Below are 16,221 nucleotides of genomic sequence, written 5' to 3' on the forward strand. Positions count from 1 at the left end.
TTCGGCTATACGTTTCGAATCATACAAGGGCTTTACCTCCATTCGTGAATTGTCGTGCCTTCCGTTCGATATCTGACAACAGTTGGTGGATATCGTCTTTGGACGTTCTCGGATTCAATAGCGTCAGTTTCAAGCAGGTTACCCCTTCAACCGATGTTTTTGCTATTACGCCACCACCGTCTTGGTATAGCTGTTGCTGGATTGACCTGTTCAGACCATTCACCTCTTCTTCCTTCAAAGAAAGGGGACGTATCCGGAACACCACCGTATTGATTTCGGGATGTTGTGTTTTCAGTTCGAAATGATCCATGTTCCTTATCAGTTCTGCTGTGTAGCCGGCAAGTTCCAGCGTATGATCAATCATCTCGCCAAACCGCCTGAGTCCAATTACCTTCAAGGACAAATAAATCTTCAATGCATCAAATCGCCGCGTCGTCTGTACGGATTTATTCACCAGATTTTCGATTCCTTCATACTCATCTTCCAACGGATTAAGATAGGCGGCGTGATGGGCGATGAAGCGAAATGACTCACGAGCCTTTACCATGAACGCTCCACAGCTGATGGGCTGATACCATAGCTTGTGGAAGTCAATGGTGATGGAGTCAGCGTATTGCAGCCCATCCACTTTGGTTCGGTGCCTATCGCTGAGCAGCAGTGCTCCTCCGAATGCGGCATCGACATGAAGCCATAGTTCATACTCTTTTGCTATCGTTGCAGATGCTTGAAGGGAATCGATGCTACCGAAATCCGTAGTGCCACATGTAGCCACAAGGGCGAAGGGAAGTAGGCCCTCTCCCTTCAACTCCTTGAGAATCCTTTGCAAATCGGTCATGCTCATCCGCTGTGCTCGGTCACTGGGCACAGTGACCACTGCTTTTTCCCCAAGACCGAGCTGTGAAGCTGATTTTTTGACAGTGAAATGGGCGTCCTCCGAACATAGGATCCGGAGCCGATGTGTCCCTTCAGGCAGCCCGTCCTTCTTCACATCATGCTTCCACATCTTGAAGCAATAGGAATCCCTCGCCAATAGTAGCCCCATGTAATTGGATTGGGTCCCTCCGCTTGTGAACACTCCATCAGAACCTTCAGGGTATCCTATCAACCTCTTCAACCAATCCACCATGCCTTCTTCCAGATAGGTCGCAGAAGGGCTTTGATCCCACGAATCCATGGATTGGTTCAAAACAGCAATGATATTCTCTGCCATGATTCCCGGTAAGAGTGGAGGACAGTGGAGGTGGGCCATGCTCCTTTCATGAGAGACATGAAGACTGCTTTGAAGGACCGGACCCTCGATCTCTCTCAAAACATCTTCGAATGCCTGACCATCCTGGGTGAACGACAAGACACCTTCAACCTGTCTTTGAAGAGCGTCAGGTGTTCCTCCGCGAAATGGACGATCAATCTTTTTGTATAGCGCTGTGAGCTCCTCCGTAAGAAGCGTCATACCGGCTTTATATGCGTGCAACCCTTTTTCCCCTTGATGAAGGAAGTAAGGATCGAATTCGGTTCTATTCATCTCTCTACCTCTCAACGGATGCCAATACGGCATCGCGGAAAATGCTCATCACTTCCCGTAGCTGCTCTTGTGTGATGATCAAGGGTGGAAGGAACCGGACGACCGCTCCTTGCCTTCCACCAACTTCAAGGATCAAACCACGCTCGAAACATTCGCGCTGGATACGGCTTGCAAGCTCGGCATTGGCAGGATGACTGCCGGAAGATGAAGCAGGGAGGGTCGGATCAATGATCTCAACCCCTACCATCAGCCCCCTTCCCCTCACTTCACCGATTTGGGGAACGTCTTCCTGAAGCTCTGAGAGCGTGGCCAAAAGGGATTCACCGAGTAGTGCTGCATGTTTCTCAAGCTGATTCTCCTTTAAATAGCGGAGGGTTGCCGTACCCGTTGCCATGGCCATTTGATTGCCCCTGAACGTGCCGATATGTGCTCCAGGTCCCCATACGTCCAAGTCTTTGTCATACACAACCACGGATAGGGGCAGGCTTCCACCGATTGCTTTTGAGAGAACGATCACATCTGGAACGATCCCAGCATGCTCGAATGAGAAAACTTTTCCTGTACGGCCGATGCCGGTCTGTACTTCATCAATGATGAGGGGAATGCCCCTTTCCCTGGTGATCCTCCTCATTTCCCTTAACCATTTGATCGGGGCTGGTATGGAACCCCCTTCTCCCTGTACGGTCTCAAGGATCATGGCAGCGGGTGGAAGGATGCCGCTTTCCGGATCATCAAGAAGGTTTTCGATGTACCGTGCACTGATTTCATGGGTCGCCTCACCACCTACTCCGAAAGGGCAACGGTAGGTATATGGATACGGAAGGAAGTGAGTATCCGGCATGAGTCCATGAACCCCTTTCTTCGGACTTAGATTCCCTGAAATCGCCATCGTTCCGTGCGTCGCACCGTGATATCCTCCTTGGAAAGTCAGGATGCTTTGCCTTCCCGTTGCCGTTTTTACAAGCTTCATTGCCGCTTCGATGGCATCTCCACCTGTAGGACCGCAAAATTGAATCTTCGCTCTTTCCCTGAATCCTTCTGGAAGGAATGAGAATAGCTCAGTGATAAATTCTTCTTTGACCGGAGTGGTCAGATCTAATGTATGTAAAGGCCGCTTATCGCGTATCACTCGCTCCATAGCTTCGATGATGACGGGATGATTATGTCCGAGCGCCAGTGTTCCAGCTCCTGCCAAACAGTCAATATACATTTTCCCTTCCATGTCTGTCACATGGACACCCTCTGCCTCCTTTATGGCGAGGGGGATCCTGCGCGGATAGGAGCGGGCATTGGATTCTCTTCTCTCCTGCTGATTGAGTAACGCTTGATTGGACAACAATTGTTGGATCGTCATAGTCATCTCCCTTTCAATAATGGCTGAGTAACTGCTTACAACGTCATATTAGTTGATAATGATTCTCATTGTCAATAAGTAATTGATAACGATTCTCATCGTATTGAATCATCTGAATCTTTTCTCCCCTCTATGACCCTTTGAACAACAAACGGATAAAAACCAGCATTATCAGTATTTTAATAGATTCTTCTATACCTTGAATGATTTCATTTTTAAAAGGATGAGGGAGATTCTCGAATGTAAAAGAAAGGTAGATTGTACTAGTTCGTGGTGAAAATAAGTTGGAAGAACATAAATATCCCGACTTTACTCAAGACAGTGGTCGGATTTGAGAGTCTACAATGGAATCAAATCTTACTTATGAACTCAATTACCTTTAAACACCATCAGACATCCTAATTATCATAAAATTCCCAAAACATTGGTTTACACCTGGGTCATTAAGGGTATAAATTTCTGTTATTAATTGTAAAATAATCCTTTTGTCCTAATCCAACAAAGGTCATATGAATCATCCATATCAATTGTTATTCTAGTAAACTATTTAGTGGTATACACGTCCCATCTTTTCCATTTAAGGGGTATGCCAATCCCGACGATAAAAAAATGATCAGTGACCTGCACTGATCTGACTGAAAAAGGAGAGAGAACTATGACGACGATCGGCATTGACTTGGGCACGTCCAATAGTCTGGTATCCTACTGGACCGAGGACGGTCCAGCACTTATTCCAAATGTACTGGGGAGCCATCTGACCCCTTCCATCATCAGTGTGGATGAATCGGGAGAAATTCTTGTTGGTCACGTAGCGAAGGAAAGACTGATTACCCACCCACAATTGACCGTGGCCGCATTCAAACGCCATATGGGTACGCAAAAGGCTTACAAGCTCGGATCGTACACCCTCTCCCCCGTTGAATTGTCTTCTTTCGTCCTTCAATCATTGAAGCGGGACGCGGAGAGTCATCTTGGTGAAGATGTATCTAAAGCCGTCATTAGCGTACCGGCCTATTTTAATGATAAACAAAGAAAAGCAACCAAACAGGCGGCAGAAATGGCCGGAATGCAGGTAGAACGCCTAATCAGTGAACCGACGGCCGCTGCCATCGCCTACGGGTTCCACCAGGAGGAGGAAGATACGAAATTCCTCGTCTTCGACCTTGGGGGAGGGACCTTTGACGTTTCGATCCTCGAGCTGTTCGAAGGGGTCATGGAAGTGAAGTCGGTGGCCGGCGATAACTTCCTAGGCGGAGAGGACTTCACTTCCATCCTCATGAATGCCTTTCTGCAATCGGAAGGTCTCAAGGTGGAAGAACTCGATTCCCAGAAACTCTCCCTCCTCTTTAAACAAGCGGAGGAATGCAAGAAAGCACTATCAGGGAATGATCAGTCATGTACCATGACCCTCAAGGCGAACGGACGGGTGCGGGAAATGGAAGTGGATCGGAAGCGATTCGAGAAGCTTTGCCAGCCCCTCATGCTGAAGCTCCGAAAACCGATCGAACGGGCCCTTCGCGACGCGGATCTCATGGTGGATGAGATTGACGCCATCATCCTCATCGGTGGAGCCACCAGGATGCCAATCATCAAATCGACAGTGAGCAAGATGTTTGGCAAGCTCCCGTTCCTGACCATCCATCCCGATGAAGCTGTCGCTCTCGGTACAGCCGTGCAAGTAGCCCTGAAAGAGCGGAACGAAGCCGTCCAGGAACTGATCCTGACAGATGTATGTCCGTTTTCCCTCGGAACGGCGATTTCCAAACAGGTGGGCTACGATCAGTACACTGACGGTCATTTCTTCCCCATCATCGAGAGGAACACCCCGATTCCGGTCAGCCGTGTGGAACGATTGGCCCCGATCGCGGATCAGCAAAAGACGATCACCCTTGAAGTCTATCAAGGGGAAAGCCGCATGGTGGAGAACAATTTGAAGTTAGGCTCACTGAAAGTCGATATCCCACCCGGTCCTGCCGGAAAGGAAGAAGTAGACGTGCGCTATACGTATGATGTGAACGGTCTTCTCGAGGTGGAGGTGACCATCCTCAGTACCGGGGAGAAGAAGAATATGATCATCGAACAAAGCGACAGCGGCCTGTCCGATAAGGAAATGCAGAAACGGATGGAGCAGCTTGCCACCATCAAGATCCACCCCCGTGAGCGGACGGAGAACAGACTTCTGGTCGCCCGCGGAGAACGCCTCTATGAGGAGGCACTCGGAGACAAACGGGGTGTGATTGCAAGAGCCATCGAACAGTTCGAAATGGCCCTTGGAACCCAGGATGATCAACTCATCAAGCGCGCATCGGCTGAATTCAAAGAAGCACTAGACCAATTCGAAAGCTGGAATAATCTATGACACAGTGGGAAATACTCGGCATCGAACCGACGGATGACCTCTCCGTCATAAAGAAAGCCTACTCCAGGCAGTTAAAGAATCATCACCCTGAAGACGATCCTGAAGGGTATCAGAACCTGAGGGAAGCCTATGACAGCATCACCAAGCTGGTGAAACAGCAAAAACGCGCGGAAAAGGAAGCAGCCTTCGCGACAACGGACGAAGCGGAAATGGAAATGGACATCCCGGAAGATGCAATCACAGAAGACGAAGAGTATGTCCCTGCCACCAGTCTCTTCCCCGATCACATCAGCTCCCTTCATGAGCCTTTGAGTGACGTTGCTTTGCTCCTTGATCAGGTCGAGGCCCTGTACGACGACTTTGAAGCAAGGCTCGATGAGGGGCGCTGGATGGATCTCCTTGATCAAGATGTACTATGGAATATGGAGCTTCAACAGCGGGTGAGCGAAGAAATGCTCTTTTTCATCTGGCATCACTGTCTCCTTCCGAAGAGGATCTGGCTCCTCCTTGAAAATCAGTTCGGCTGGCAGCAGATGCTGAAGGAAGGAAACCATTCACTTGATGAGGAGGACGCCGAACATTTCTACCGCTTCTATGAGCGGCGCATCGGCTATTTTCCGGCTCTACGCTATGACTGGACCATCGGTGAGGAAATGGATCATGAGGCCTTCTTCCATGCCCTTGAGTCTGCTTACGATGAATGGTTCAAAGGAGACTTCGAAGCATCTGAAGCACACGCGAAAACGGCACTTTCACTCTTTGACCATCATCCCGATGTCCATAAGCTCCTCGGGCAGCTTCATCTCCACCAAGGACGGGTGAAGCACGCTCTTCCTCACCTCGTGGAAGTAACGAAGCTCGATCCCGATGACCTGGATGCCCAGCTATCCTCGGCGCGTGCCCTCTACGAAGATGGCGCCTATGAGGAATCCGCCGCCGTCCTTGCTTATCTGATAGAGTTGGAACCGGAAAACACGGACTTCCTGAACCTTTACGGGAAGGTCTTATTCAAGCAGAAAAAGCTTGTGGAAGCCCGCAGGGTATTTAAAAAGGTCAAGCACATCGATCCTATTGGAGATTCTGAAGTCCTTGTGTACCTGGCGAACATCCACCGGATCATGAGGAACGATCCCGGAAAATTCGACTCTACCACCAAAGATATCGAAGCGGAATTATATTTGTATTCCCCGGGTAAGAAATTCGCAGTGTTCTTATGGAGCCAATTCAGATGGGGTATGATCTTTTCTTGTATCTTTTTATTTGTAAGCTGGCATCAGCTCGGGAAATTAGCTGAAGAGATTCATATGAATCGCGTTGGGTTTACGTTGGTGACGATCTTCAGCATGGGCTCTGAGTACAGACAGCCTACCTCCACCATTATCTGGACCATTATCTGGACTGCGATCCTTCTCCTGTCTCTCAGAAAGATTGTAAAGCGGTGGAATCGAGTCAGACGGTCATTGGTGGGTTAGAAAGGAGATATGTCCATGAATAAAGAACAGAAACGATTTGTGAATCTAGTGGCTTCCTTGAACTATACTGGAGATCTTGCTTATTATAGTGTCCTGCATTATAACCCCCTTGATATTACAAAGGACCGGGCAAAAAAACTCCTGGAATATTGGGGGATCGTGGATGCAGAAACGGCACATGCCAAACTGAAATGGTTCCTGGAAGAAGGATTGCGCAAGGATTTCGATCGTATGAAGAATACCCTCTTATTCATCTCAGCCCCTGACAGGGAGCAGTGGATCTCCTCCCTCGAGGACGAAAAGACACGGAATCAGTACAAAGTCGTAAACCGGTACCTTCACAAATTGAGTAGTAAAACCATTGCAGGAACGGACTATGGGTTCTGTACGATGTTCGCTCAAAATGCCTGGATGGCAGATTATATAACCAGCGAGGACGCATATGAATATGGCTGCCAAGCCGGTAGAAGGGCACAAAAGGACTTCTCCAAGTGGAGCGATTTCTTGATCTCCCACTCGGCAGGAGGAGAATTCAATAAAGAAAACGAAGAAGCTTCAGTAGCCTTCATGAAGAGTCAGCAAGTCATGCTGACCAGGATCCTGACAGCGCACCATAGCCCACTAAGAAAGATCAGCTGGAATACGAATCTAGTCTAGTAAGCAAAAAAAGCGCATGCCCTCGGCATGCGCTTTTTCTATTGAATTAAACCAATATCCCTTCAGAGAAAGACTTGTTCAGGGTCGGCCAGTATCCTTTATTGGCTTCGATGAGATCATCGAGAATCCTTTTCGCCACGATGGCTGAAGGAATCGTTTTATTAAGGGTGAAGGCCTGCAGTGCCTTTTCATAGGATCCTTCTGTGATGGCTTCCACCAGGAGCTTTTCAGAGGCAAGCTGCTGGTCGATCATGGCTTTATGGAAATAAGGGATTTCTCCTACATATTCCGGTACCGGACCATCACTCGTGATGGAGGCAGGCACTTCGATCATGGCATCAGCAGGCAGATTCGGGATCGTCCCGTTGTTCTCCACCATGACGAGATGGCGTTCTCCCAGGTTTTGTGCAAGGGAGACTGTCACATCCACGATGAAGATGCCGTGAACGCCCACGTGGAACGCGTCTTCAAGGACTCCCGTCTCTTCATACTTCCTGACGGTTTCAAACAGTGATTTCTCGCGTCCATCCATGACTTCATTGGCGCGGGTGTATTCCTTATTGGAATTCTCCACGATGTATTCCGGCAGCAGATAATATTGAAGGTATGGATTCGGCAGATAATCCGGGAAGAAGTCCATGATCGGCTGGATGTTCTTGAACGTCTTGATCCATGACGCATCCGCATGTCGATAGTCGATCTTCGATACGTCCTCTGTCAGGAGGCCATGCTCACTCACATGCTTCCGAAGCTCAGGAAGGCGGTCGACGCCGTCCACTTCCACCCTGGTGAACCAGCCGAAGTGATTCAACCCGAAATAGTCCACTTTCAGCTCATCCCGCTCAACCCCGAGGATCGCACTCATATTCCTCATGGTGGCGACAGGCATATCACAGATATTGAGGACGCGTGCATCAGGACGTAGCTTCCTTACCCCTTCAGCCACAATCGAAGCCGGATTCGAATAGTTCACGATCCAGCAGTCCTTCTTCGCATACTGCTCAACAAAATCGATCAGCTCCACCATCGGGAAAATCGTTCGCAGACCGTACGCCAGTCCACCCGGTCCGCATGTTTCTTGTCCTACCACGTCATGGGAGAGGGGGATTTTTTCATCTAGTTCCCTCATGGCATATTTCCCTACCCGCATTTGGGCGAAAACGAAGTCCACGTCCGTGAAGGCCGTCTCTGGATCAGTCGTATCAAGGACCTTGATGGAATCGGAGTATTCACGGATCACAGCTGTTGCTGCCACGACGACCTTCGATTGTCGTTCACCATCAATATCGTAGAACCTGATTTCCTCGAGTGGCAAATCCTCCAGACGGTCCATCAGACTTCTTACAATCCCTGGTGTATATGTGCTTCCTCCACCTGCAATTGCTAGTTTATATGTTTTCATAGCTGCATTCCTCCTAGATTTTGATCGACTTGATCCCTTACGGATTTCACGTTCAGACCATAGACTACCTGTACGTTGTTACCTGACTTGATGACTCCTTTAGAGCCCGTTTCTTTTAGCTTCTGCTCATCGACCACTCCCGGATCCTTCACGACAAGGCGAAGACGGGTATAGCAGTTGTCGACGGCTTCGATATTTTCACTGCCTCCAAGGGCGGCAACGATCGTTTCCCCAAGAGGTGCTGCGGTTCCAGGTGAAGCAGCGCTAGCGCTCTTCTCCTCTACGGGAGTCTCTGTCTCTTCTTCGCGACCCGGTGTCTTCAAATTAAGCTTCAGAATCAAGAAGCGGAAGACGACGAAGTACACGGCAAACATGAGCAGTCCGACGAGGATGAACATCGGCCAGTTCGACTTGGTCGTACCGAGGGGCAGATTGTAGAGCAGGAAGTCGATGATGCCGTTTGCCCCGATGGCATGGACCCCAAATACATTCAGGAGCATCATGCCCGCTCCTGTGAGGACGGCATGGACGACGAACAGGATCGGCGCCGTGAATAAGAAGGCGAATTCAAGCGGCTCTGTCACCCCGAGAAGGAATGACGTGACGGCTGCCGGAAGCAGGATGGCCTTGGCCATTTTCTTTTTGTCCTTGTTCGCCGTTACATACATGGCAAGGGCCGCACCCATGAGACCGAACATTTTTGCAAGTCCCCTGGCATCCCAGTTCACCGTGCTGCTCAGCACCTTCGTGCTTGCATCGGCCATTTCCGCAAAGTAGATGTTCCGTGCCCCGTAGACGACTTCCCCTGCCACTGTCGACGTTCCGCCTAGCTCCGTGTAAAGGAATGGCGTATAGACCAAGTGGTGGAGACCCGTTGGGATGAGGATCCTCTCAAGGAATCCATAAATCAAGAAACCGACGTCCCCAAGGCTCTTGATCCCTCCGGCCATGGCTGTAATCCCGTTTTGGACATATGGCCAAAATTCAGCGGCCAGGAAGCCGAGGATCATAGCGCTCGGAATCGCCAGGATGGCGACGAAGCGATGTCCGGAGTAGATGGAGAAGACACCCTTGAATTCTGTGTCACAATATTTGTTGTGAAGGATTCCTACAAGCGCCCCGATCAGGATACCGGCGAACACGCCCATTTCAAGGACTTGTACGTTCAGGACCATGGCTTGTCCCGCAAGCTGCATCTCTTCAGCAGGTACAAGATTGCCTGAGATCTTCAATACCTGGTGCATGGCATTGATGAAGATCACGAAGGTGACAAGCCCTGTGAGAGCGGCATATCCCTTATCCTTCCGGGCAAGACCGATGGGAATCCCGACGGCGAAGATCAGCGCCAGATTCTGAAGGATCGATACGGCTGAAGACGAGATGAATGTCCCGAAGTTTTGTATATAGGGATGTGCGAGGAAAGGGACGTACTCCGCAAGATTCCCATTCCCGAACACATTTCCGAAAGCAATGAACAAACCGATGATCGGGAGGATCAAGATCGGTGCAAATAATGATTTTCCAAATGTTTGAAGACCATTGACGACTCTTTTCATGTGCAGCCTTCCTTTCCTTATAAGTAAACGCTATCATTTACATCCAAAGTATAGCGCGGATAACCGGATGATGTAAGGGATTACAGGGAATCTGTACAGTGTGAACAAAAGATGTAACATGTTACATCTAATATTCTTCGATGATTCCCTGCTCAATGGCGAGGCTCAGGAGGATGTCGATCAGCATGAACATATTGGACTCGTAAGAAGTCACCTGGAATTCCTGCTGCGACTCGATTGTGGGATCGAAGACGGGGAAGACGATATCAGCAAGGGCAGCCGTCGTGCTTTGACGATTCCCCGTGAAGAGGACGGTCTTAAGGCCTTTGTCCTTGGCGATCTGCACCTTTTCAATGACCTTGCCCGTCTCCCCGGATCGTGAAAAAATGATCAAGAGGTTATAGCGCTGGATGTTATTGAAGAAAATCGCCCGGCTGTCACTAGTGGACGTGTTGGACACATAGTACCCGTAAAGCTCTAGCTTCTTTGCAAGGTAATTGGAGAACAGGGTGGAGAATCCGGCTCCATAGAAGTAGATGAGGTTGTGTTGCTTCAATTCATCGAGGAATTGTTTGATGCTGTCTTCCCCGATGGAATCAAGGGTCCAACGGGCATTGGAAAGGAACTCTTCCTTTTTCCTGACGAGGGGATCGTGAAGGCTGGTGGCAGGACCGGGATCCTGCATGTTTTTCACCTTCAAGCCCAGGTTGAAGATGAATTCGCTATAACCGCTGAATCCGAGCTTCTTACACAGGCGGATGATGGAGGTGGTGGAGACGAACAGCTGATCCGCCGCCCTGCGGATGCTGAGCTGTTCTCCTTTATCATGTGATTCGATGAGGAAGGAGAGGATTTCTTCTTCCGAGGGGTTCAAATCGTGATCACTTGCATAATCCAAAAACAATTTCTCTGTTTTTTTCATGTTCACTCGTACCTTTCTGTGATAGCAGACCTATATTCAGTACCCCTATTTTCTCACGTTTAGGCCTCAATCAACAAATCCCCTGTTCAACCTGGTAAGAAATTCACCGAAGAGCCCCCGTTCATCTTCGCTCCAGCCGTCCATCCATTCATTGTAGCGTTCCAGCCTCAATCGCTTATCTGCTTCAAGCTTCTCTTTGCCGAGCTCTGTGATCTTGAACATCCTGACGCGCCCGTCACTTGGATCGGCGAAGCGCTGGATGAGTCCTTTCGTCTCCAACCCGCCTGCCTGTCGGGATAATGTAGAAATATCAAGCTTGAAGGAATCGGCGAGATCTTTGACCCGTGAAGGTCCGAATTCATCGAGCTGCCGAAGGAGTAGATAGGAAGCACGCTCCAGAAATCCAATCTTCCGTTCAGACTGATCAAGGTAGACGGCTCTTCGGATAAAGGTCGTCAATTCATATTCAACACGCTCAAGAGGATTTAATTCATCCATATTTTTTCGCTCCTTTTCGGTATGAAACCTGACAGATTCGTTGACAAATGACCAAATGCTTGTATAATACAAATATATTAATTGTATCGTACAAGCAATTCGCTGATTTGTAAAGCGTTTTCTTACCGAAAACTTACGTGAAAGAAGGGTTCAAAGCTGTTTTAACAGCGACGTTATGAAAGTACTCCGCATTATTTTACAAGTCGGAATTTTATATGTGTTTTCCTTTGCAGGAGGTTGGATTCAACAGGCATTGGACCTTCCGATTGCAGGGAGCATCCTCGGTCTGCTCCTTCTCCTTCTGTGCCTTGCAATCAAAGTCGTCCCGGTTGTGGTCGTGGAAGACGGAGCAAGCTTCCTCCTGTCCATCCTTCCCCTATTATTCATCCCTGCCATGGCGGGCGTCATGAACTACCCGGGTCTTGTATCACCAACCGGAGCCGCCTTATTCTTGATTGTCATCGTCAGTACCGTCGTGACCATCGCTGTAGCCGGACACGCGAGCCAGCTCCTTGAGAAAAGATCAAATCGGAAGGAGGAAAAACGATGCAGCAATTCCTGCTCACAATCGTAAGTATTGCGGCAACCGTGGGAATCTACATCGTCATGGCGGGAATCTATAAACGCTTCTCCCTTCCCGTCCTGATCCCTGTTTTGACCTCCACAATCATGGTGGTCGGTCTCCTTGTCGGCTTCCATATTCCTTATGAAGACTACATGGTCGGTGGACAGTGGATTCATTCCCTGCTCGGCCCAGGTGTCGTGGCCCTCGCCTATCCACTCTATAAGCAGAGGGACGTCATCCTGAAGTACAGCTTGACCATCATCGGAGGAGTCCTGGCAGGCCTTCTCACTGGCATGATGAGTGGATTCCTGTTCGCACGGATCCTTGGGATGGATCATGACTTGATCCTTTCCATCATCCCTAAATCAATCACGACGCCTGTAGCGATTCAGATCGCCTCAGGAATCGGCGGCGTACCGGCCATGACCGTCGTCTTCGTCATGGTGGCAGGATTCTCAGGCGTCATCCTCGGACCGATGATCCTCAAATGGGTACGGATCCGAAGCAAAATGGGACAAGGCATCGCCCTCGGAAGTGCATCCCATGCTCTTGGTACCTCAAAGGCCATGGAATATGGCGAGCTTTCCGTCTCCATGAGCTCTGTCTCCATGACCCTTAGCGCCCTCCTCGGCTCCGTCATCGGACCTCTTGCAGTATGGCTGTTCCAGATTTGAGGCTGACGAAGCTGAGAGCATGGCCTGTTCATGATACCCCTTGTAGATGTGGTGGTGTGCGTGCACACTCACCCTTTCTATATAAGGGGTTTTTGCATTTTTTAAATGAAGGATGAATGAAGACAAAGTCCGTTCCTTTTCGCTACAGGCGCTTGCTTTCCTCCTTTCCCGCAGGAGTCAAGCGCCTTCCGCTCCAATCCACTCAGTAATTCTGATCGTTGTAGCGACTCACCTCATATATGCACCATATTAAAAGTCCTTTAGCTTCACATAACCTACTTCCTAAAAACAATAAAACGGCCGATTACTTGAGGTTCACTCTAGTAATCGGCCGTTTTTCTCTTAATGGTTTTCTATATTTCTATCCGTTATTCGCCAGGTAACTTCTCAGATGGCTTGGATTCGTTTTCCTGGATGTTGACGGTGGTGACGTAATAAGAGTCACCCTCTTCATGATTCTCATCGAAGAAGCTTTTCCGTTCATGGGCAGAAATGCTTGCTACGTGGGTGTACTCTTCTTCAGAAGCAGATTTTTTATAGACGCGGTAGCCGATGACATCGTCTGCACGGACGGCGTGCCAGTTGATGACATTGGATTCCTGGGTGACGTCGGTCGGCGCCTCAGGCGTTTTCTCTTCCTGCTTCTGCTTTTCACTGATCAGCTCGGTGTACACAACCAACCGATCTGGATACTCATGCTTATCGTGATCGAACGTACCGGTACAGGTGATGACATTGAGCTTCCGTTTATCCGATGAACCGAAAATCTTTTCGATTGGTGCGTCATTATAAGGATAGCTCTCTTTTGATTTTACTTTGAACGTGCGCTCATTACCGTTTTCGTCGGTAAGGGTAATCGTTTCCCCGACCTCGATGTTCTTCAGGTAAAAGAAGATGGCGGGACCTTTTTTACTGTCGACATGCCCTGCCACGACGGAACTTCCTTTCCCGCCCGGCTTTGGACCGCGGTCATACCATCCGGTCACTTCTGTAGACTCCGGAACATCCATTTCACCGGATTCCTTCAATCCGACAGGGATCACCTTGGTATCGATATCCATGCTCGGGATTTGGATCCTTACGGGGGTAATTCCCTCTTCTTGAACCTTTAATTGTTCTTCCAGCTCGGCTTTCTTCTTCTGTAAAGAGTCAAGAAGAACAAATTCTTCCCCTTTGTGGCCAATCGGTCTCGTCTTTTGCTTTGTCTCTTTCTCAGCTTTCACCTGCTTTTTCTCTGAGGTCTGCTGAGGTGTGGTATTTTCTTGGGCGAACACCTGGAAGCTTATGATGCTGAGGAGCATGACAGTCAATACGGTCAATAGTCTCTTTTTCATCTTCTCACCTCTAGTAGGAAAAAGAGAAGAGCGGTAAAGCCCTTCTCTCTTCATTTAATTATTGTTGGTTTGATACTTTTTTGCGGATAAGGAATACTCCAGCTGCTAGTAGAGCAGTGATTCCCGCTGTCCAAGCCATGATTGGTGCATTAGAGTCTTGTGCAGCTCCACCCATACCTGTGTTAGGCATAGCAGATGGCATATCGGAACCTGCGAACATATCAGGGTTTTGTTTCACGATGGCATCTCCAAGCGCTTTACCTACTCCGAACATGTACGCATATCCTTCACGGAAGTCTGCAGTGCTTGCATCGTAGTCTTCAGCCAAGTAGTCATCGAATGCTTTCAATACTTGCTCTTCGTGGCCTTTTACTGCTGCGATGGCATCTTCAGCAGGTAGATTTCCTTCTGTTGCTGTTCCAAGGAAGTTACCGAAGTCTTCAGAGAACATGCTCAAGCTTTCGCGTGCTGCTTCTTCTTTTTCTTTATCATCAGCCAATACAGCGGCTACTAGATCAGATTGGGCATTGATGTGCTCACCAGTCCAGATCTTTTCGAATTGTGCTGCACCTTCATCTCCGTAGATGGAAGCGATGGCTGCTTTGAAGTCTTTTGTGTGCTCATCTTCAGCCCAGTTGGCGAAGTCATAGTCAGCTGCTCCGTCAACGCCTTTTTGCATTCCCATTGTTGCAAGTGCAAAGTGCTCTGCTGCCAGGTTGTTCAAGGTAGAACGAAGATCAGCTGCTGCAGAATCGGCTTTTGATCCTTCAAATTTGTCTGGCATTTGCGTCACGATTGCTGTTGAAAGAGCTTTACTGATGTCGAACATACGGTCATATCCTTCGCGGAATGAAGAGAAGTAGCCTTTGTAGTCTTCTTCTACATATGCATCAAATGCGTTAAGGACATCTTCTTCATGTGCCTTCAGGACTTCAGCGGCTGCATCTTTAGGAAGATTGTCTTCCGTTGCTGTGCTAAGGAAAGTCGAGAACTCTTCTACGAATTCATCCACTTCTTTTTCAGCGGCCATTCTCGCATCTTCATCACCAGATTGAGCGGCTTTTACGAAGTCTTCTGAGTAAGCATTATGTCCGCGGAAGATTCGTTCGAATTCCTTCGCTCCTTCTTCACCGTAGATGGATTCGATCGCCGGCGTCATATCCTTGGCGTTGTCATCCAGTGCCTTCATGGCTTGTTTTTCGTCCGGTGCGTCGTTATAATCTTTTACCATTGCGTCAACCGCTAGCACAAAGTGCTCTGATAGAAGTTGATCAAGAGTGGAGCGCAAGTCGGATGCCGGAGTGACGGCTGTCGGTTGCTCTGCTGCGAAACTTGCTGTCGGTGCTGCCAGTAGGGATAGCCCCAGTACAGGTGCTGCGATTTTTTTCATTAGCTTTGATTTTTTCAATGTATTCCTCTCCTTTTATCCTGGTTTTTTATATTTACACTAAGATAACGAGAGGGTTTTGTATTTGGATCACTTTTTTTAAAAACTTTTTATATTTTCTTATTTAAGTTGTATGAGGGAATTAAAAAAAGGCCTAAAGGCCACTGAAGTGCATCTCTTTCAAAATTTACGAATCGACTTCAGAATAGAAAATTGTATATGAGCGTTCATACTCGTCATCAATAAACCGAACAAATGAATCTACATGAGTGAATTGGTAAATGTTATACGTTATTAAAATGTCCTCTGTTTTACGATTTACTTTCTCAAGAACTTCAATTATTGAATCAATATACGCTCCTTCCATGCTATTTAAAATTTGAGAAGACCCACAAAATGTATTAGTAGCTTCTTCATTCTCTTCCTTAATAGAAGAAAGTCTATGTTTACACTCTTCACCAAATGCATTCTCATCAAAATTAAATTTATATCTTCCTTTTACACTCGGCAAGAAAGTAT

The 16,221-nt window shown here is 48.3% G+C and carries 14 protein-coding genes; 5 read left to right on the forward strand and 9 right to left on the reverse strand.

Going from position 1 to position 16,221, the window contains the following annotated elements:
- Positions 1-19 precede the first annotated feature (19 nt).
- Positions 20-1,522 carry a pyridoxal phosphate-dependent decarboxylase family protein gene (locus K6T23_RS21210; RefSeq protein WP_238283251.1) on the reverse strand — a complete coding sequence of 501 codons (1,503 nt, stop codon included), beginning with the start codon at positions 1,520-1,522 and terminating at the stop codon, positions 20-22.
- Between the two features lie 4 nt (positions 1,523-1,526).
- Positions 1,527-2,876, reverse strand: coding sequence for an aspartate aminotransferase family protein (locus tag K6T23_RS21215; protein ID WP_238283252.1), 1,350 nt, complete (start codon positions 2,874-2,876; stop codon positions 1,527-1,529).
- A gap of 655 nt (positions 2,877-3,531) precedes the next feature.
- On the opposite strand from K6T23_RS21215, the gene K6T23_RS21220 reads away from it, so the two are divergent.
- The 3 genes from K6T23_RS21220 to K6T23_RS21230 are packed head-to-tail and all read left to right on the forward strand — an operon-like array spanning position 3,532 to position 7,364.
- Positions 3,532-5,235, forward strand: a complete 1,704-nt coding sequence (locus tag K6T23_RS21220; protein ID WP_238283253.1) for a molecular chaperone HscC — start codon at positions 3,532-3,534, stop codon at positions 5,233-5,235.
- Positions 5,232-6,707 carry a J domain-containing protein gene (locus K6T23_RS21225; RefSeq protein WP_238283254.1) on the forward strand — a complete coding sequence of 492 codons (1,476 nt, stop codon included), beginning with the start codon at positions 5,232-5,234 and terminating at the stop codon, positions 6,705-6,707. Before K6T23_RS21220 ends, K6T23_RS21225 begins: the two co-directional genes overlap by 4 nt.
- 15 nt (positions 6,708-6,722) lie before the next feature.
- On the forward strand, positions 6,723-7,364 hold the full coding sequence (locus K6T23_RS21230) for a DUF1266 domain-containing protein (protein ID WP_238283255.1): 642 nt from the start codon (positions 6,723-6,725) through the stop codon (positions 7,362-7,364).
- A gap of 46 nt (positions 7,365-7,410) precedes the next feature.
- Here K6T23_RS21230 and K6T23_RS21235 read toward each other — a convergent pair whose 3' ends face one another.
- From K6T23_RS21235 to K6T23_RS21250, 4 genes are all read right to left on the reverse strand, one after another.
- On the reverse strand, positions 7,411-8,766 hold the full coding sequence (locus K6T23_RS21235; protein WP_056539468.1) for a 6-phospho-alpha-glucosidase: 1,356 nt from the start codon (positions 8,764-8,766) through the stop codon (positions 7,411-7,413).
- Positions 8,763-10,322, reverse strand: a complete 1,560-nt coding sequence (locus K6T23_RS21240) for a PTS transporter subunit EIIC (protein ID WP_238283256.1) — start codon at positions 10,320-10,322, stop codon at positions 8,763-8,765. Before K6T23_RS21240 ends, K6T23_RS21235 begins: the two co-directional genes overlap by 4 nt.
- Before the next feature lie 127 nt (positions 10,323-10,449).
- The gene (locus tag K6T23_RS21245) at positions 10,450-11,244 is read right to left on the reverse strand and encodes a MurR/RpiR family transcriptional regulator (RefSeq protein WP_079514120.1); all 795 of its coding nucleotides are present in this window, start codon (positions 11,242-11,244) and stop codon (positions 10,450-10,452) included.
- Between the two features lie 66 nt (positions 11,245-11,310).
- Positions 11,311-11,742: a MarR family winged helix-turn-helix transcriptional regulator gene (locus K6T23_RS21250; RefSeq protein WP_048004724.1), complete on the reverse strand. Its 432-nt coding sequence runs from the start codon at positions 11,740-11,742 to the stop codon at positions 11,311-11,313.
- 175 nt (positions 11,743-11,917) lie between these two features.
- On the opposite strand from K6T23_RS21250, the gene K6T23_RS21255 reads away from it, so the two are divergent.
- Together K6T23_RS21255 and K6T23_RS21260 are read left to right on the forward strand one after the other, a co-directional pair.
- On the forward strand, positions 11,918-12,316 hold the full coding sequence (locus K6T23_RS21255) for a CidA/LrgA family holin-like protein (protein WP_238283257.1): 399 nt from the start codon (positions 11,918-11,920) through the stop codon (positions 12,314-12,316).
- Positions 12,289-12,981: an LrgB family protein gene (locus tag K6T23_RS21260; RefSeq protein WP_238283258.1), complete on the forward strand. Its 693-nt coding sequence runs from the start codon at positions 12,289-12,291 to the stop codon at positions 12,979-12,981. The genes K6T23_RS21255 and K6T23_RS21260 overlap by 28 nt, the downstream gene beginning before the upstream one ends.
- Positions 12,982-13,349: 368 nt before the next feature.
- Here the strand turns inward: K6T23_RS21260 and K6T23_RS21265 are convergent, their stop codons facing one another.
- From K6T23_RS21265 to K6T23_RS21275, 3 genes are all read right to left on the reverse strand, one after another.
- Positions 13,350-14,315: a class F sortase gene (locus K6T23_RS21265; protein ID WP_238283259.1), complete on the reverse strand. Its 966-nt coding sequence runs from the start codon at positions 14,313-14,315 to the stop codon at positions 13,350-13,352.
- A gap of 58 nt (positions 14,316-14,373) precedes the next feature.
- Positions 14,374-15,705, reverse strand: a complete 1,332-nt coding sequence (locus K6T23_RS21270) for a hypothetical protein (protein ID WP_056539993.1) — start codon at positions 15,703-15,705, stop codon at positions 14,374-14,376.
- 184 nt (positions 15,706-15,889) lie between these two features.
- Entirely contained in the window at positions 15,890-16,213 is a 324-nt protein-coding gene (locus K6T23_RS21275) for a hypothetical protein (RefSeq protein WP_238283260.1), read from the reverse strand.
- Positions 16,214-16,221 lie beyond the last annotated feature (8 nt).

The organism is Rossellomorea marisflavi, from assembly GCF_022170785.1.
GTDB classification, from domain to species: Bacteria; Bacillota; Bacilli; order Bacillales; family Bacillaceae_B; genus Rossellomorea; species Rossellomorea marisflavi_B.

Bases quoted from the DNA above. Each gene is read 5' to 3' on its own strand.
- K6T23_RS21210 (WP_238283251.1), bottom strand. From the start codon at position 1,522: ATGAATAGAACCGAATTCGATCCTTACTTCCTTCATCAAGGGGAAAAA.
- K6T23_RS21215 (WP_238283252.1), bottom strand. From the start codon at position 2,876: ATGACGATCCAACAATTGTTGTCCAATCAAGCGTTACTCAATCAGCAG.
- K6T23_RS21220 (WP_238283253.1), top strand. From the start codon at position 3,532: ATGACGACGATCGGCATTGACTTGGGCACGTCCAATAGTCTGGTATCC.
- K6T23_RS21225 (WP_238283254.1), top strand. From the start codon at position 5,232: ATGACACAGTGGGAAATACTCGGCATCGAACCGACGGATGACCTCTCC.
- K6T23_RS21230 (WP_238283255.1), top strand. From the start codon at position 6,723: ATGAATAAAGAACAGAAACGATTTGTGAATCTAGTGGCTTCCTTGAAC.
- K6T23_RS21235 (WP_056539468.1), bottom strand. From the start codon at position 8,766: ATGAAAACATATAAACTAGCAATTGCAGGTGGAGGAAGCACATATACA.
- K6T23_RS21240 (WP_238283256.1), bottom strand. From the start codon at position 10,322: ATGAAAAGAGTCGTCAATGGTCTTCAAACATTTGGAAAATCATTATTT.
- K6T23_RS21245 (WP_079514120.1), bottom strand. From the start codon at position 11,244: ATGAAAAAAACAGAGAAATTGTTTTTGGATTATGCAAGTGATCACGAT.
- K6T23_RS21250 (WP_048004724.1), bottom strand. From the start codon at position 11,742: ATGGATGAATTAAATCCTCTTGAGCGTGTTGAATATGAATTGACGACC.
- K6T23_RS21255 (WP_238283257.1), top strand. From the start codon at position 11,918: ATGAAAGTACTCCGCATTATTTTACAAGTCGGAATTTTATATGTGTTT.
- K6T23_RS21260 (WP_238283258.1), top strand. From the start codon at position 12,289: ATGCAGCAATTCCTGCTCACAATCGTAAGTATTGCGGCAACCGTGGGA.
- K6T23_RS21265 (WP_238283259.1), bottom strand. From the start codon at position 14,315: ATGAAAAAGAGACTATTGACCGTATTGACTGTCATGCTCCTCAGCATC.
- K6T23_RS21270 (WP_056539993.1), bottom strand. From the start codon at position 15,705: ATGAAAAAAATCGCAGCACCTGTACTGGGGCTATCCCTACTGGCAGCA.